29 protein-coding genes are annotated in these 15,253 nt (G+C 44.9%); all 29 read right to left on the reverse strand.

The window, feature by feature from the left end; translation table 11 throughout:
• Nucleotides 1–61: 61 nt before the first annotated feature.
• The 29 genes from rplQ to tuf all read right to left on the reverse strand — a co-directional run bounded on the left by rplQ (nucleotide 62) and on the right by tuf (nucleotide 15,229).
• Nucleotides 62–439: a 50S ribosomal protein L17 gene (gene rplQ / locus B6N13_RS16040; RefSeq protein WP_012071910.1), complete on the reverse strand. Its 378-nt coding sequence runs from the start codon at nucleotides 437–439 to the stop codon at nucleotides 62–64.
• Nucleotides 440–481: 42 nt separating this feature from the next.
• On the reverse strand, nucleotides 482–1,486 hold the full coding sequence (gene rpoA / locus B6N13_RS16045) for a DNA-directed RNA polymerase subunit alpha (protein ID WP_012071911.1): 1,005 nt from the start codon (nucleotides 1,484–1,486) through the stop codon (nucleotides 482–484).
• A gap of 33 nt (nucleotides 1,487–1,519) precedes the next feature.
• Nucleotides 1,520–2,140: a 30S ribosomal protein S4 gene (rpsD, locus tag B6N13_RS16050; RefSeq protein WP_012071912.1), complete on the reverse strand. Its 621-nt coding sequence runs from the start codon at nucleotides 2,138–2,140 to the stop codon at nucleotides 1,520–1,522.
• Between the two features lie 16 nt (nucleotides 2,141–2,156).
• Nucleotides 2,157–2,549: a 30S ribosomal protein S11 gene (gene rpsK, locus B6N13_RS16055; RefSeq protein ID WP_012071913.1), complete on the reverse strand. Its 393-nt coding sequence runs from the start codon at nucleotides 2,547–2,549 to the stop codon at nucleotides 2,157–2,159.
• Nucleotides 2,550–2,614: 65 nt separating this feature from the next.
• Nucleotides 2,615–2,971: a 30S ribosomal protein S13 gene (rpsM, locus tag B6N13_RS16060; protein ID WP_012071914.1), complete on the reverse strand. Its 357-nt coding sequence runs from the start codon at nucleotides 2,969–2,971 to the stop codon at nucleotides 2,615–2,617.
• Between the two features lie 128 nt (nucleotides 2,972–3,099).
• Entirely contained in the window at nucleotides 3,100–3,213 is a 114-nt protein-coding gene (gene rpmJ / locus B6N13_RS16065; protein ID WP_012071915.1) for a 50S ribosomal protein L36, read from the reverse strand.
• Nucleotides 3,214–3,232: 19 nt separating this feature from the next.
• Nucleotides 3,233–4,564 (reverse strand): preprotein translocase subunit SecY, encoded by a 1,332-nt coding sequence (gene secY, locus B6N13_RS16070; RefSeq protein ID WP_012071916.1) that lies wholly within the window; start codon nucleotides 4,562–4,564, stop codon nucleotides 3,233–3,235.
• Nucleotides 4,565–4,999, reverse strand: a complete 435-nt coding sequence (rplO, locus tag B6N13_RS16075) for a 50S ribosomal protein L15 (RefSeq protein WP_012071917.1) — start codon at nucleotides 4,997–4,999, stop codon at nucleotides 4,565–4,567.
• Between the two features lies 1 nt (nucleotide 5,000).
• On the reverse strand, nucleotides 5,001–5,186 hold the full coding sequence (rpmD, locus tag B6N13_RS16080; protein ID WP_012071918.1) for a 50S ribosomal protein L30: 186 nt from the start codon (nucleotides 5,184–5,186) through the stop codon (nucleotides 5,001–5,003).
• A 6-nt stretch (nucleotides 5,187–5,192) separates the two neighbouring features.
• A complete protein-coding gene (gene rpsE, locus B6N13_RS16085; protein WP_012071919.1) occupies nucleotides 5,193–5,693 on the reverse strand; it encodes a 30S ribosomal protein S5 in 501 nt (166 codons plus the stop codon).
• A gap of 10 nt (nucleotides 5,694–5,703) precedes the next feature.
• On the reverse strand, nucleotides 5,704–6,054 hold the full coding sequence (gene rplR / locus B6N13_RS16090) for a 50S ribosomal protein L18 (RefSeq protein ID WP_012071920.1): 351 nt from the start codon (nucleotides 6,052–6,054) through the stop codon (nucleotides 5,704–5,706).
• 10 nt (nucleotides 6,055–6,064) lie between these two features.
• Nucleotides 6,065–6,598 carry a 50S ribosomal protein L6 gene (gene rplF, locus B6N13_RS16095; protein WP_012071921.1) on the reverse strand — a complete coding sequence of 178 codons (534 nt, stop codon included), beginning with the start codon at nucleotides 6,596–6,598 and terminating at the stop codon, nucleotides 6,065–6,067.
• Nucleotides 6,599–6,606: 8 nt separating this feature from the next.
• On the reverse strand, nucleotides 6,607–6,999 hold the full coding sequence (gene rpsH / locus B6N13_RS16100; RefSeq protein ID WP_012071922.1) for a 30S ribosomal protein S8: 393 nt from the start codon (nucleotides 6,997–6,999) through the stop codon (nucleotides 6,607–6,609).
• A gap of 129 nt (nucleotides 7,000–7,128) precedes the next feature.
• Nucleotides 7,129–7,434, reverse strand: coding sequence for a 30S ribosomal protein S14 (gene rpsN / locus B6N13_RS16105; protein WP_012071923.1), 306 nt, complete (start codon nucleotides 7,432–7,434; stop codon nucleotides 7,129–7,131).
• 12 nt (nucleotides 7,435–7,446) lie between these two features.
• Nucleotides 7,447–7,986, reverse strand: a complete 540-nt coding sequence (gene rplE, locus B6N13_RS16110; protein ID WP_012071924.1) for a 50S ribosomal protein L5 — start codon at nucleotides 7,984–7,986, stop codon at nucleotides 7,447–7,449.
• Between the two features lie 17 nt (nucleotides 7,987–8,003).
• Nucleotides 8,004–8,321, reverse strand: coding sequence for a 50S ribosomal protein L24 (gene rplX, locus B6N13_RS16115; protein WP_012071925.1), 318 nt, complete (start codon nucleotides 8,319–8,321; stop codon nucleotides 8,004–8,006).
• A gap of 17 nt (nucleotides 8,322–8,338) precedes the next feature.
• On the reverse strand, nucleotides 8,339–8,707 hold the full coding sequence (rplN, locus tag B6N13_RS16120; RefSeq protein WP_012071926.1) for a 50S ribosomal protein L14: 369 nt from the start codon (nucleotides 8,705–8,707) through the stop codon (nucleotides 8,339–8,341).
• A gap of 51 nt (nucleotides 8,708–8,758) precedes the next feature.
• Nucleotides 8,759–9,019 (reverse strand): 30S ribosomal protein S17, encoded by a 261-nt coding sequence (gene rpsQ / locus B6N13_RS16125; RefSeq protein ID WP_012071927.1) that lies wholly within the window; start codon nucleotides 9,017–9,019, stop codon nucleotides 8,759–8,761.
• A gap of 1 nt (nucleotide 9,020) precedes the next feature.
• On the reverse strand, nucleotides 9,021–9,212 hold the full coding sequence (rpmC, locus tag B6N13_RS16130) for a 50S ribosomal protein L29 (RefSeq protein ID WP_012071928.1): 192 nt from the start codon (nucleotides 9,210–9,212) through the stop codon (nucleotides 9,021–9,023).
• Nucleotides 9,213–9,626, reverse strand: a complete 414-nt coding sequence (rplP, locus tag B6N13_RS16135; RefSeq protein ID WP_012071929.1) for a 50S ribosomal protein L16 — start codon at nucleotides 9,624–9,626, stop codon at nucleotides 9,213–9,215.
• A 10-nt stretch (nucleotides 9,627–9,636) separates the two neighbouring features.
• A complete protein-coding gene (gene rpsC / locus B6N13_RS16140; RefSeq protein WP_012071930.1) occupies nucleotides 9,637–10,317 on the reverse strand; it encodes a 30S ribosomal protein S3 in 681 nt (226 codons plus the stop codon).
• Nucleotides 10,318–10,331: 14 nt separating this feature from the next.
• Entirely contained in the window at nucleotides 10,332–10,664 is a 333-nt protein-coding gene (rplV, locus tag B6N13_RS16145; protein WP_012071931.1) for a 50S ribosomal protein L22, read from the reverse strand.
• A gap of 14 nt (nucleotides 10,665–10,678) precedes the next feature.
• A complete protein-coding gene (rpsS, locus tag B6N13_RS16150; RefSeq protein WP_012071932.1) occupies nucleotides 10,679–10,954 on the reverse strand; it encodes a 30S ribosomal protein S19 in 276 nt (91 codons plus the stop codon).
• A gap of 15 nt (nucleotides 10,955–10,969) precedes the next feature.
• Nucleotides 10,970–11,794, reverse strand: a complete 825-nt coding sequence (gene rplB, locus B6N13_RS16155) for a 50S ribosomal protein L2 (RefSeq protein WP_012071933.1) — start codon at nucleotides 11,792–11,794, stop codon at nucleotides 10,970–10,972.
• 14 nt (nucleotides 11,795–11,808) lie between these two features.
• A complete protein-coding gene (rplW, locus tag B6N13_RS16160) occupies nucleotides 11,809–12,105 on the reverse strand; it encodes a 50S ribosomal protein L23 (protein ID WP_012071934.1) in 297 nt (98 codons plus the stop codon).
• Nucleotides 12,102–12,707 (reverse strand): 50S ribosomal protein L4, encoded by a 606-nt coding sequence (gene rplD, locus B6N13_RS16165; RefSeq protein ID WP_012071935.1) that lies wholly within the window; start codon nucleotides 12,705–12,707, stop codon nucleotides 12,102–12,104. The genes rplW and rplD overlap by 4 nt, the downstream gene beginning before the upstream one ends.
• A gap of 12 nt (nucleotides 12,708–12,719) precedes the next feature.
• On the reverse strand, nucleotides 12,720–13,358 hold the full coding sequence (gene rplC / locus B6N13_RS16170) for a 50S ribosomal protein L3 (RefSeq protein ID WP_012071936.1): 639 nt from the start codon (nucleotides 13,356–13,358) through the stop codon (nucleotides 12,720–12,722).
• Between the two features lie 128 nt (nucleotides 13,359–13,486).
• Nucleotides 13,487–13,798 carry a 30S ribosomal protein S10 gene (rpsJ, locus tag B6N13_RS16175; protein WP_012071937.1) on the reverse strand — a complete coding sequence of 104 codons (312 nt, stop codon included), beginning with the start codon at nucleotides 13,796–13,798 and terminating at the stop codon, nucleotides 13,487–13,489.
• A gap of 207 nt (nucleotides 13,799–14,005) precedes the next feature.
• Nucleotides 14,006–15,229: an elongation factor Tu gene (gene tuf / locus B6N13_RS16180; protein WP_012071938.1), complete on the reverse strand. Its 1,224-nt coding sequence runs from the start codon at nucleotides 15,227–15,229 to the stop codon at nucleotides 14,006–14,008.
• Nucleotides 15,230–15,253: the final 24 nt, after the last annotated feature.

The following is a 15,253-nucleotide window of genomic DNA, read 5'->3' on the forward strand; positions in this document are numbered from 1 at the left end:
CAATAAATTACAGGCAAAAAAAAGCCGAGCTATTAGCTCGGCTTTTTATTACAAACTGATATTACTCAGCAGCTTCTGCAACTGGACGATCGACCAATTCAACATAAGCCATAGGCGCGTTGTCACCTGAGCGGAAGCCACATTTAAGAATGCGAACATAACCACCAGGACGAGCTTGGTAACGAGGACCAAGCTCAGAGAACAATTTACCTACTGCATCTTTGCTACGAGTACGAGCAAAGGCAAGGCGACGATTCGCAACAGAATCAACTTTCGCCAATGTGATCAAAGGCTCAGCAACACGACGCAATTCTTTAGCTTTCGGCAACGTAGTTTTAATAACTTCGTGTTCGAACAAAGAAGCAGCCATGTTTTTAAACATCGCTTTACGATGTGAGCTAGTACGGTTTAAGTGACGTCCACTCTTACGATGACGCATTTTACATTCCTTACCAAACTACGGTGGTCAGGGAACAATGACCTAGCGAGCTAGAACTTTGCTATCGTCTTTTAAACTAGCCGGTGGCCAATTTTCTAGACGCATTCCCAAAGACAAACCACGCTGTGCTAAAACATCTTTGATTTCAGTTAACGACTTCTTACCTAGGTTAGGCGTCTTAAGAAGCTCAACCTCAGTACGTTGAATCAAATCACCGATGTAATAAATGTTCTCTGCTTTTAAACAGTTAGCACTGCGAACGGTCAATTCAAGATCATCAACCGGGCGTAGCAAAATTGGATCAATCTCATCCTCTTCTTCTACAACAGGCGCTTCGCTCTCGCTTTCAAGGGCGACGAACACGGCAATTTGCTGTTGTAAAATAGTCGCTGCACGACGAATTGCTTCTTCAGGATCGATAGTACCATTAGATTCGATGTCTAAGACTAACTTATCTAAATCTGTACGCTGCTCTACACGAGCATTATCGACACTGTACGCAACACGGCGAACAGGGCTGAATGAGGCATCCAGTTGCAAGCGACCGATTGGACGAGTCTCATCGTCGCCAGCAACACGAGCATCAGCAGGCTCATAACCACGGCCACGTGCAACTTTGATCTGCATAGTTAACTCAGCAGTGTCATCTAAGTGCGCAATGATATGATCCGGGTTAGCGATCTCTGCATCAGCAACCAACTGGATATCTCCAGCTGTTACGATACCAGGACCTTTTTTACTTAGAGTAAGAGTTGCTTCATCTTGCCCGTGTAGAGCGATCGCAACTCCTTTCAGGTTAAGAAGAATTTCAATTACATCTTCTTTAACCCCTTCGATTGCGCTGTATTCGTGTAATACACCGTCGATTTCAACTTCAACAATCGCACAACCTGGCATTGAAGAAAGCAGGATACGGCGCAACGCGTTACCCAAAGTATGACCAAAACCACGTTCTAGCGGTTGCAGTGTAACTTTAGCGCGACAGTTGCCTAGTTCCTGAACTTCAATGTTGCGTGGGGTTAACAATTCGCTCACTGAACGCTGCATAGATCCACCTATTTCTTAATCCTAATCACCAACTTACTTAGAGTAAAGTTCGACAATTAGGTTCTCATTAATTTCAGCTGATAAATCGGCACGCTCTGGAAGTGCTTTGTAAGTAGCTTCCAGTTTAGTTGAATCAACTTCGATCCAATGGATCGGTGCACGACCTTTAGATAGCTCTAGTGCGCTTTGTACACGCAATTGCTTCTTAGCTTTTTCACGGATAGACACAACATCACCAGCTTTGACTTGGTAAGACGGAATGTTAACCGTAGCGCCATTAACTAGAATGCCTTTATGGCCTACTAGCTGACGAGCTTCTGCACGTGTAGAACCAAAACCTGCGCGATATACAACGTTATCTAAACGTGATTCTAAAAGTTGCAGAAGGTTTTCACCTGTAGCACCTTTAAGACGAGCAGCAGATTTATAGTAATTACGGAATTGTTTTTCAAGAATACCGTACATACGACGTACTTTTTGTTTCTCACGTAGTTGCAAGCCGTATTCAGAAAGGCGACCGCGACGTGCACCGTGCACACCTGGAACCGTTTCTACTTTACATTTCGACTCAAGAGCGCGTGAACCGCTCTTCAATTGCAAGTCGGTACCTTCACGACGAGACAACTTACAAGTTGGACCTATATAACGAGCCATGTATCTGTCTCCTCAATTAAACGCGACGTTTCTTAGGTGGACGGCAACCGTTGTGCGGAATTGGCGTCACATCTGTGATGTTATTGATACGCAAGCCCAATGCATTTAATGCACGAACTGCGGACTCACGACCAGGACCAGGGCCCTTAATCATTACGTCAACGTTTTTAAGGCCGAACTCTTGTGCGACAGTACCGGCACGTTCCGCTGCTACTTGAGCTGCGAAAGGAGTACTTTTACGAGATCCGCGAAAACCAGAACCACCTGCAGTAGCCCAAGACAAAGCATTGCCTTGGCGGTCAGTGATAGTCACGATCGTGTTATTAAATGACGCGTGTACATGAGCAACACCGTCGACGACCGTCTTTTTGACTTTTTTCTTGGTGTTGCGCGTAGCTGGCTTAGCCATATTGCACTTTCCTATTTAATGCTCAGCTCTAGCAAACTTAGTGGCTAGAGCGAAACGCGTTTAAATTACTTACGAATAGGCTTACGAGGGCCTTTTCGTGTACGAGCGTTCGTTTTGGTACGTTGACCACGAACTGGTAGGCTGCGGCGATGACGAATCCCGCGATTACAACCTAGGTCCATCAAACGTTTGATAGACATACTGACTTCACGACGTAAGTCACCCTCTACAGTATACTTAGCAACTTCGCCACGAAGTTCATCAAGGACATCATCACTTAATGAACCAATTTTCGCAGTTTCAGCAACACCCGTAGCAGCGCAAATAGCGCGAGAACGAGTGCGACCAATTCCGAAGATGTAAGTCAGAGAAATGACCGCATGTTTATTGTCAGGAATATTGACACCGGCTATACGAGCCATTCACTTTACTCCGTTGTTATTGATGATTATATGTTAATTCATCACTTTACTATCATGAGGGCGGCTGATTATGCCTATCTTTAGGCCATAAATCAACCACCCTTTCCCATCATCGAGCGAACTCGCTATTAACCTTGACGTTGTTTGTGACGAGGCTCAACGCAAATCACTCGAACTGAACCGTTACGACGAACGATTTTGCAGTTACGACAGATTTTCTTTACAGATGCACGTACTTTCATGTTCAACTCCAACCTACGCTTAACGCATTAGGCCATTTGGACCATAACCAGTCAGATTAGATTTCTTCATTAATGATTCGTATTGCTGACTCATCAAATGACTTTGAACTTGCGACATAAAGTCCATGACAACTACCACTACGATTAACATAGAAGTACCGCCAAAGTAGAATGGAACATTCCACGCAACAACAAAGAACTGAGGCATCAGAGACACTAGAGTGATGTATAAAGCACCAAACAATGTCAAACGAGTCATTACACCATCAATATATCGAGCTGTATGATCGCCTGGACGAATACCCGGCAAAAAAGCACCGGATTTTTTCAAGTTATCTGCCACATCTTTAGGGTTGAACACTAGTGCCGTGTAGAAGAAGCAAAAGAATACAATTGCTATCGCAAACAACAGCACATAGAGCGGTTGCCCAGGAGCTAGAGCCAAAGAAATATTTTGCAACCATTCCATTCCTTCGCCTTGACCAAACCACTGTCCGATCGAAGCTGGGAACAAAAGGATACTTGAAGCAAATATAGGTGGGATTACACCAGCCATATTCACCTTAAGAGGCAAATGACTCTTTTGTGCAGCAAATACTTTTTTGCCTTGCTGACGCTTGGCATAATTAACCGTTATACGACGCTGCCCACGCTCGATGAAAACAACGAACGCAATAGTCGCAATAGCTAATATACCAATTAGCAGCAAAGCTAAAATATTGATATCGCCTTGACGAGCCGACTCAAATGAACGACCTAAAGCAGATGGCAGGCCTGCAACGATACCTGCAAAGATAAGAATGGATATACCATTGCCAATACCTTTTTCAGTAACTTGCTCACCCAACCACATTAAGAAAACAGTACCAGCAACCAGCGTCACAACAGCAACAGCATAGAACTCCATGCCACTACTAAATGAGATGCCTTGACTTGCCAAACCAACCGCCATACTGGCAGACTGGACAAGGGCAAGAAGCACCGTACCGTAACGAGTGTACTGAGTAATCTTACGACGACCAGCTTCACCCTCTTTCTTTAGCTGCTCTAGCTGCGGACTCACAACCGTCAATAACTGCATAATAATAGAGGCAGAAATATAGGGCAAAATCCCGAGTGCAAAAATACTCATGCGCTCAAGCGCGCCCCCTGAGAATACGTTAAATAAACTCAGAATAGTGCCTTCATTTTGATCAAACAACGCAGACAACCTATCAGGATTAATTCCTGGAACAGGGATGTGTGCACCGATTCGGTATACAATAATTGCCAGAAAAACGAAACGGATACGAGCCCAAAGCTCGCTTAATCCGTTTTGCATACCAGCTGGTAGTGAGCCACGCTTTGCCATTTATTCCTCGACTTTTCCGCCAGCTGCTTCAATAGCGGCACGAGCACCTTTAGTCACTTTAAGACCACGAACTGTAATAGCCTTGTCGATTGAACCAGACAAAATTACACGTGCAGTCTTAATTTGATGACCAAGAATGTCGGCGCTTTTAAGAGCAGCCAAATCTACAACTTCAGCATTTACAGTAGCAAGCTCGTTTAAACGAACCTCAGCAACATACTTTGCCTGACGTGAAGTAAAACCGAATTTAGGCAGACGACGCTGCAAAGGCATTTGACCACCTTCAAAACCAGGTTTTACTGAGCCACCAGAGCGAGACTTAAGACCTTTATGGCCACGTCCGCCGGTTTTACCCAAGCCGCTACCAATGCCGCGACCAACACGTTTAGGAGCATGCTTGCTACCTTCGCCAGGACGAAGTGTATTTAAGAACATGTTATTCCCCTACCACTTTAACCATATAATAAACTTTATTAACCATACCACGTACAGAAGGAGTATCTTCCAACTCACGTGTTTGGCCAACTTTACGCAAACCCAAGCCTTTAACAGTTTCACGGTGCTTTGGAAGACGACCGATCGGGCTGCGGGTTAGTTGAACTGTGATGGTATTATTCGCCATGACACATTACCCCAAAATTTGATCGACTGACTTACCGCGTTTTGCCGCGATTTGTTCAGGTGCTTTCATATCCTGCAAACCTTTAATCGTAGCGCGAACTACGTTTACTGGGTTTGTAGAGCCGTAACACTTAGCCAAAACGTTATGAACGCCAACGATTTCGAGAACCGCACGCATTGCACCACCGGCAATAACTCCAGTACCTGGAGACGCTGGTTGCATAAACACTTTAGATGCTCCATGACTTGCTTTAATAGGATACTGAAGAGTATCACCATCAAGTCTTACAGAAACCATGTTACGACGAGCTTGTTCCATTGCTTTTTGAATCGCTTGAGGAACTTCACGCGCTTTACCACGTCCGAAGCCAACTTTACCATTACCATCACCAACAACTGTCAAAGCTGTGAAAGAGAAGATACGACCACCCTTTACAACTTTAGCAACGCGGTTTACTTGAACTAGCCTCTCTTGGAGATCGCTAGTTTGTTGATCATTAACTGCCATTTGCTACCCCTTAGAACTCTAGACCGGCTTCACGTGCAGCGTCAGCAAGAACTTGAACGCGGCCATGGTATTTGAAGCCAGAACGGTCAAAAGCGACCGAAGTGACGCCTGCTGCTTTAGCGCGCGTAGCAATCAAAGTACCGACTTCTTTAGCCGCTACTTTATTACCAGTCGCCGAGCCACGAAGAGCTTCTTCAAGAGTAGAAGCACTAGCTAGCACTTTACTACCACAAGGAGAAATCACTTGAGCATACATATGGCGTGGTGTGCGATGTACAGTAAGACGATTCGCACCTAAGTCACGAATATGCAAGCGAGCACGACGTGCACGACGAATCCGAGATTGTTTTTTAGTGTTCATGAATGCCTACCTACTTCTTCTTAGCTTCTTTACGACGAATTACTTCGTCAGAATAGCGAACACCTTTGCCTTTATATGGCTCTGGCGGACGGAAACCGCGAACTTCTGCAGCAACCTGACCAACGGCTTGTTTATCAATACCACGGATCACAATTTCTGTTTGAGAAGCACATTCAGCTGTTACGCCTTCAGGAAGTTCGTAATCTACTGGATGAGAAAAACCCAGAGAAAGGTTAAGTACGTTGCCTTTAAGCGCAGCACGGTAACCAACACCTTGAAGAAACAATCTTTTCTCAAAACCTTGACTAACACCAACAACCATGTTGTTAACCAAAGCACGAGTTGTACCAGCTAAGGCACGGCTTTGTTTTGCACCATCGCGCGCAGCGAAGGTAATAACATTTTCTTCTTTAGACACTTGTACGCTTGTGTGAATATTAAACTCTAAAGAACCTTTACCGCCTTTAACAACGACAGTTTGTCCATTTAGAGTCAAATCTACACCACTAGGAAGCGTCACGGGACTATTAGCAACTCGAGACATACTAACTCCTAGAATACTGTGCAGATTACTTCGCCACCGATACCAGCAGCGCGAGCTGCACGGTCTGTCATTACACCTTTAGAGGTAGAAATGATTGCAACACCAAGGCCAGCTTCTACTTTAGGTAGAGCACTAGTGCCTTTGTATTGACGCAAACTTGGGCGAGATGCGCGTTTGATTTGTTCGATAACAGGCTTACCTTCGTAGTATTTTAACTCGATAGTAAGCGTAGGTTTAACTGCTTCGTCTACAGAAAAGTCACCAACGTAACCTTCTTCACGTAGAACAGCAGCAATCGATGACTTCATTTTTGATGAAGGCATGCTCACAGAGGTCTTTGCAGCCATCTGTGCATTACGAATACGTGTGAACATATCCGCAAGGGTATCTTGCATACTCATTTAAGAGCTCCTAATTTAAAAACCATTGTGCAGCAAATAGAGCTCGCGCATAGTACACAGCAGCGAGCAGAATGTCCAGTATTTAGACACTCCACTCACTGCCATGTATTATGATCGCGCTCTACTTGCTTACCAACTAGCTTTCTTCAAGCCTGGTACGTCGCCACGCATCGCTGCTTCACGCAGTTTGATACGAGACAGACCGAAACGACGGTATACACCATGCGGACGACCTGTAATTTGGCAACGATTACGCTGACGTGAAGAAGATGAATCGCGTGGAAGCGCTTGCAATTTAAGCGTCGCTTCCCACTTTTCATCGTCCGATGCATTAACGTCGCTAATGATCGCTTTTAGAGCCGCACGCTTTTCAGCGAACTTAGCTACTAATTTGGTACGTTTTGCTTCGCGCTGAATCATTGATACTTTAGCCATGATTCCTACCTCTTATTTCTTGAAAGGGAAACTAAAGGCTGCTAGCAAAGCACGACCTTCTTCATCGGTACGAGCAGTCGTTGTAATGGTAATATCCATACCACGTACACGATCTACTTTATCGTAATCGATCTCTGGGAAGATGATTTGCTCTTTAACACCCATACTGTAGTTACCACGACCGTCGAAAGACTTAGGATTAAGTCCGCGGAAGTCACGGATACGTGGAATAGCAACATCAACCAAACGGTCGAAGAAATCCCACATACGCTCGCCACGTAGAGTAACTTTACAACCGATCGGGTAACCGTCACGGATTTTAAAGCCTGCTACAGACTTACGAGCCTTAGTCACTACAACTTTCTGGCCGCTAAGTGCTTCAAGATCATTTACCGCATGCTCAAGAAGTTTCTTGTCTGCGATAGCTTCACCAACACCCATATTTAAAGTGATTTTAGTGATTTTAGGCACTTCCATCACGTTTTTGTAACTAAACTCTTCTGTAAGTTTTGCTACAACTTGATCTTTATAAACTTGCTTAAGTCTCGCCATGGCTATAATTCTCGCTCTTAGGCGTCGATCGCTTCACTATTTGATTTAAAAACACGTACTTTCGTACCGTCTTCGTTCAATTTAAAGCCGACGCGATCCGCTTTACCCGTAGCACTGTTATAAATGGCTACATTGGAAACCTGGATAGGTGCTTCTTGTTCAACGATACCACCAGTTGAACCCTTCATAGGGTTTGGTTTCTCGTGTTTCTTAACAGTATTAACGCCAGAAACTAGAACTCGGTTTTCGCCTACTACTTTAACAACCTTACCGCGCTTGCCTTTGTCTTTCCCAGCAATCACGATAACTTCGTCGTTACGTTTGATTTTACGCATAATGTCCCCTCTCCCTCTTACAGCACTTCAGGTGCAAGAGAAACAATTTTCATGAACTGCTCTGTACGCAATTCACGTGTTACAGGGCCAAAGATACGAGTACCAATAGGCTGCCCTGAAGCATTCAATAGAACCGCTGAGTTTACATCAAAACGGATCACTGAACCATCGGAGCGACGAACACCTTTTCTAGTTCTAACGACAACTGCGTTAAGAACTTGCCCTTTTTTAACACGACCACGTGGGATCGCTTCTTTCACTGTGACCTTAATAATGTCACCGATAGCAGCATAACGACGATGTGAGCCACCCAGTACTTTAATACACTGAACACGCTTTGCGCCGCTGTTATCTGCAACATCAAGCATCGATTCTGTTTGAATCATTACTGCTCTCCAATCAAATTAGATAACAAGTCTCACGAAGGAAGGAGCAGCTTATACAGCTGCTGCTTTCTCTACAACTTGAACTAGTTTCCAAGTCTTAGACTTAGAATAAGGACGTGTTTCAACAACCTTAACTAAATCACCGATTTGGCACTCATTGTTTTCATCGTGAGCGTGTAGTTTAGTTGAACGACGGATAAACTTACCGTATAGAGGGTGTTTTTCTGTACGCTCAACTAGTACCGTGATGGTTTTATCCATCTTATCGCTTACTACTTTACCAGTAGCTATACGCGCTTTTGTTTCTGCCATCTTAGTTACCTGCCTTATCATTTAGCACGGTTTTAACACGTGCGATATTGCGGCGAACTTGCGAGAGCAAATGAGTTTGCGCTAACTGACCAGTGGCTTTCTGCATGCGCAGAGTAAATTGCTCACGTAGCAGTTCAATCAAGGTCGCTTGTAGCTCAGCTACAGACTTTTCTTGCATTTCTTTTGCTTTCATCTACATCACCGTACGCGTTACGAAAGTTGTGGACAGAGGAAGCTTAGCAGCAGCCAACGCGAACGCTTCGCGTGCTAGCTGTTCTGAAACGCCCTCAACTTCATAAAGCATCTTGCCAGGTTGGATCTGTGCAACCCAGTATTCTACGCTACCCTTACCTTTACCCTGACGAACCTCAAGAGGTTTCTGAGTAATCGGCTTATCAGGGAACACACGAATCCAGATTCTACCACCACGCTTGATGTGACGAGTCATTGCACGACGCGCCGCTTCAATTTGACGTGCTGTAAGACGACCACGTTCAGTGGACTTCAATCCGAATTCACCAAAGCTAACTTGGTTTCCGCGAAGAGCAAGACCGCGGTTACGGCCTTTCTGCATTTTGCGGAACTTAGTACGTTTCGGTTGTAACATGACTTACCCCCTACTTAGACTTCTTCTTTTGTGCGCCTTTATCAGCTCGCACTTGTTCAATACCGCCCAAGATTTCGCCTTTGAAGATCCACACTTTTACGCCAATGATGCCGTAAGTTGTAGCAGCTTCATAAGTAGCGTAGTCAATGTCAGCGCGTAGAGTGTGTAGAGGCACGCGGCCTTCACGGTACCACTCAGCACGTGCAATTTCTGCACCGCCTAAACGACCACTTACCTGAACCTTGATACCTTTCGCGCCTGCACGCATAGCATTTTGTACTGCGCGCTTCATAGCACGACGGAACATTACGCGACGCTCAAGTTGGCTAGCAATATTTTGCGCAACCAATTTAGCATCCATTTCAGGCTTACGAATTTCTTCGATGTTAATGTGGACAGGTACGCCCATCATTTCAGAAACTGCATTACGTAGTTTCTCAACATCTTCGCCTTTCTTACCAATCACAATACCCGGACGGGCAGTGTGAATCGTAATACGAGCTGTCTGAGCAGGACGCTGAATCTCGATACGAGAAACAGAAGCCTGGACCAATTTTTTCTCCAGGAACGCACGAACCTGAAGATCGTTTAATAACAGCTTAGAGTAGTTTTGATTATTCGCATACCAAGTAGAAGTATGATCTTTAACTATCCCTAGGCGTATACCAGTTGGATGAACCTTCTGACCCATTGGGTTTCTCCTAATTAGTCAGCGACTTTAACTGTGATATGGCAACCGCGTTTTAGAATACGGTCAGCACGGCCTTTGGCACGTGGCATAATACGCTTCAGAGTCATAGCCTCATCAACGTAAGCCGTAGACACACGCAAGTCATCTACATCAGCACCTTCGTTATGCTCAGCATTAGCTATAGCAGACTCTAGTACCTTCTTAACAATTACTGCCGCCTTCTTAGGACTGAACGTTAAAATGTTCAGTGCTTCGCTAACAGATTTGCCGCGGATTTGATCTACAACCAAACGGGCCTTCTGCGCTGAGAGGCGAGCACCCTTCAATGAAGCTTTTACTTCACTCATGTTAATACCCCTTATTACCGTTTGGCTTTCTTGTCCGCAGCATGACCACGATATGTACGGGTCGGAGCGAACTCACCCAATTTATGACCGACCATATCTTCAGTTACTAGAACTGGAACATGCTGGCGACCATTATGGACAGCGATAGTCAACCCTACAAAATCAGGGAAGATAGTAGAACGGCGTGACCAAGTTTTAATTGGACGACGATCATTTTTCTCTACCGCAGCCTCTACCTTTTTCAACAAATGAAGGTCGATAAAAGGACCTTTTTTTAGTGAACGTGGCACAGTCGTTTCCTCTTATTACTTAGTACGGCGACGTACAATAAGTTTGTCAGTACGCTTGTTGCTGCGTGTTTTGTAACCTTTAGTAGGCACACCCCATGGTGTAACTGGGTGACGACCACCTTTGCTACGACCTTCACCACCACCATGTGGGTGATCCACTGGGTTCATCGCCGCACCGCGAACGGTAGGACGAACACCACGCCAACGCGTAGCACCAGCTTTACCAAGAACTCTTAAGCTATGCTCAGAGTTTGATACTTCACCTAAAGTAGCGCGACATTCTGTCAGTACTTTACGCATTTCACCTGAACGTAGGCGAAGAGTAACGTAACGACCTTCACGAGCAACTAGCTGAGCAGAAGCTCCAGCAGAACGCGCAACTTGCGCACCTTTACCTGGCTTAAGCTCGACACAGTGTACGGTACTACCAACTGGGATATTTTGCAGAGGCAAAGTATTACCCGCTTTGATAGGCGCATCTGCACCACTAAAAACGATATTGCCAGCTACCATACCTTTGGAAGCGATAATGTAACGACGCTCACCATCAGCATATCTAATCAATGCAATATTTGCAGAACGGTTTGGATCATATTCCAAACGCTCAACTACCGCAGAAATCCCATCTTTATTACGACGGAAATCAACCATACGGTAATGCTGCTTATGACCACCACCTACGTGACGCGTAGTGATGCGTCCGTTATTGTTACGTCCACCAGATTTGCTTTTTGTGTCTAGCAAAGGTGCATATGGTGCGCCTTTGTGCAAATCGTTGTTGGTAACTTTAACAACGTGACGACGGCCTGCAGACGTTGGCTTACTTTTAACAACAGCCATTGACCTATCTCCCCTTATTCAGCGACCATGAAATCAATGTCTTGACCTTCGGCTAAACGTACATACGCTTTTTTCACGTCTTTACGTTTACCTAGACCACGAACTGTACGCTTTGTTTTACCTTTATGGTTCAACGTGCGAACAGACTCAACTTTGACTTCAAAAAGCGCTTCGATAGCTTGTTTGATTTCAGGTTTAGTTGCATCACCAGTTACACGAAAAACATACTGACCATTGCCTTCGGCTACGATAGTTGCTTTTTCGGAAATATGTGGACCCAACAGAACTTTATAAATACGTTCGCCGATCATGCTAGTGCCTCCTCAACTTGTTTCAGAGCACCAACTGTCACCAACACTTTGTCGTAAGCAATCAAGCTAACAGGGTCGATAGACGCTGCATCACGTACATCTACGTTAGGAATGTTGCGAGCCGCCAAGAATAAATTGTCATCCAAATCATGGGAAACAATCAAAGCGTTCTCAATATTCAATTCTGCCATTTTTGCTATGAAGAGCTTAGTTTTTGGAGCTTCCAATTTAAGATCTTCAACAACAACAAGACGGTCTTGACGTACAAGTTCAGACCAGATGGTGCGCATTGCTGCACGGTACATCTTCTTGTTCACTTTCTGAGAGTGATCTTGTGGTTTCGCAGCAAACGTAACACCACCTGAGCGCCATAGAGGGCTACGGATAGTACCTGCGCGCGCACGACCAGAACCTTTTTGTTTCCAAGGTTTGCGTCCACCACCTGCTACTTCAGAGCGTGTTTTTTGTGCACGTGAGCCTTGACGAGCGCCAGCCAAGTAAGATGTAACTACTTGGTGAACCAACGCTTCGTTATATTCACGAGCAAAGGCTACGTCAGAAACTTCTACAGTTCCTTCCGCGCCTGTTAGATTCAAGTTCATTGTCTACCCCTCTTAGCGAGCTTTAACAGCTGATTGAAGAATAACATCACCATTTACTGCACCAGGTACGGCACCTTTCACTAGGATAAGGTTACGTTCTGTGTCTACACGAACCACTTCTAGTGATTGAGTAGTTACTTGTGCAGCACCCATATGGCCAGCCATCTTCTTGCCTTTCCAAACACGACCAGGTGTTTGACATTGGCCGATAGAACCAGGTGCACGGTGAGACAACGAGTTACCATGAGTAGCGTCTTGCATACTAAAATTATGACGCTTGATGGCACCTTGAAACCCTTTACCCTTTGATTGACCAGTTACATCAACCATTTGGATAGATTCGAAATCAGCAACAGTCAGCTCATCACCAACATTGATTTCTTTTTCGTCACCTGCCAGGCGGAACTCCCACAAACCACGACCTGCTTCAACATTCGCTTTTGCATAATGACCCGCAGCAGCTTTGTTAACGCGGCTCGAACGGCGAGAACCTACAGTAACTTGAACAGCTTGGTAGCCATCAGTTTCTGCTGTTTTCACCTGAGTAACGCGGTTCGGTTCAACCTCGATGACGGTTACTGGCACGGATACACCATCTTCAGTGAAGATACGTGTCATACCGGCTTTGCGTCCGACTAATTGAATAGCCATTTTTTACCTCACTTGCCAGTTGTGTATGGGGCTATCACCCGCTACGGCTGATCATTCCAGATCATTCCACTATTGTGCATATAGCCGACTGATAACCAGCCGGTTGTCGCACCCCAAACTTTGAGCTATTAACCCAAAGAGATTTGTACTTCCACGCCTGCCGCAAGATCCAGCTTCATTAGAGCATCAACTGTTTTTTCAGTTGGCTCAACGATATCTAGAACACGTTTGTGTGTACGGATTTCATACTGATCACGCGCATCTTTATTTACGTGTGGAGAAATCAATACTGTATAACGCTCTTTGCGAGTAGGAAGTGGAATCGGTCCACGCACTTGCGCACCTGTACGTTTCGCTGTGTCCACAATTTCTTGTGTTGAAGCATCGATCAGACGATGATCAAACGCTTTCAGACGAATACGGATTTTTTGGCTTTGCATTTCCAACTCCAAATACAATGTTTTAATGACTTAACTGTACATTTATTAAGCCACAATCCTTTTTTAAGGACGGCGAATATTAGCCATTCAAAAACTGGTTGTCAAGTAACCAATTTCTGAACAAACAAAATAAACCATAAAATAAAAAGGCCACTCGATATGCGAGTGGCCTTTTCTAAATCAAAGTAAGCAGATATTAATATCTAATTACTTAAGGATTTTAGCTACAACACCAGCACCAACTGTACGACCACCTTCACGGATCGCAAAACGTAGACCTTCGTCCATCGCGATTGGGTGAATTAGTTCAACAGTCATTTGAATGTTATCACCAGGCATAACCATTTCTACGCCTTCAGGAAGAGAACATGCACCAGTTACGTCAGTTGTACGGAAGTAGAACTGTGGACGGTAACCTTTGAAGAATGGAGTGTGACGACCACCTTCATCTTTACCCAATACATAAACCTCTGCTTCAAACTGAGTGTGAGGAGTGATTGAACCAGGCTTAGCCAATACTTGACCACGCTGTACATCTTCACGTTTAGTACCACGAAGAAGAATACCACAGTTCTCACCAGCACGACCTTCGTCAAGAAGCTTACGGAACATCTCAACACCAGTACAAGTTGTTTTAGTAGTATCAACGATACCAACGATCTCAACTTCTTCTTGAATTTTGATGATACCACGCTCAACACGACCAGTAACAACTGTACCACGACCTTGGATAGAGAATACGTCCTCGATAGGCATCAAGAATGCACCGTCGATTGCACGCTCTGGATCAGGAATGTAAGTGTCTAGTGTCTCAACTAGTTTACGTACAGCAGTTGTACCCATTTCGTTGTCGTCTTCGCCTTTCAACGCCATTAGCGCAGAACCTGGGATGATTGGAGTATCATCACCTGGGAAGTCGTATTCAGACAAAAGGTCACGCAATTCCATTTCAACCAACTCTAGCATTTCTGCGTATTCTTCAGAATCCGCACCACCACAGTCATCAGCCAACAAGTCAGACTTGTTCAAGAAAACAACGATGTAAGGAACACCTACTTGACGAGAAAGAAGAATGTGCTCACGAGTCTGAGGCATAGGGCCGTCAGTCGCACCACAAACTAGAATCGCACCGTCCATTTGAGCAGCACCAGTGATCATGTTTTTAACATAATCGGCGTGTCCAGGACAATCTACGTGTGCGTAGTGACGAGTTGGTGAATCGTACTCTACGTGAGAAGTAGAGATAGTGATACCACGCTCACGCTCTTCAGGAGCATTATCGATACCGTCAAAAGCAACGGCAGTACCGCCAAATACTTCTGCACATACGCGAGTCAATGCTGCAGTTAGAGTTGTTTTACCATGGTCAACGTGACCAATTGTGCCAACGTTAACGTGCGGTTTATTACGTTCGAATTTACTCTTTGCCATGATACATACACCTTAAGAATTAGT

The organism is Marinomonas sp. UCMA 3892 (assembly GCF_012726345.1).
GTDB lineage: Bacteria > Pseudomonadota > Gammaproteobacteria > Pseudomonadales > Marinomonadaceae > Marinomonas.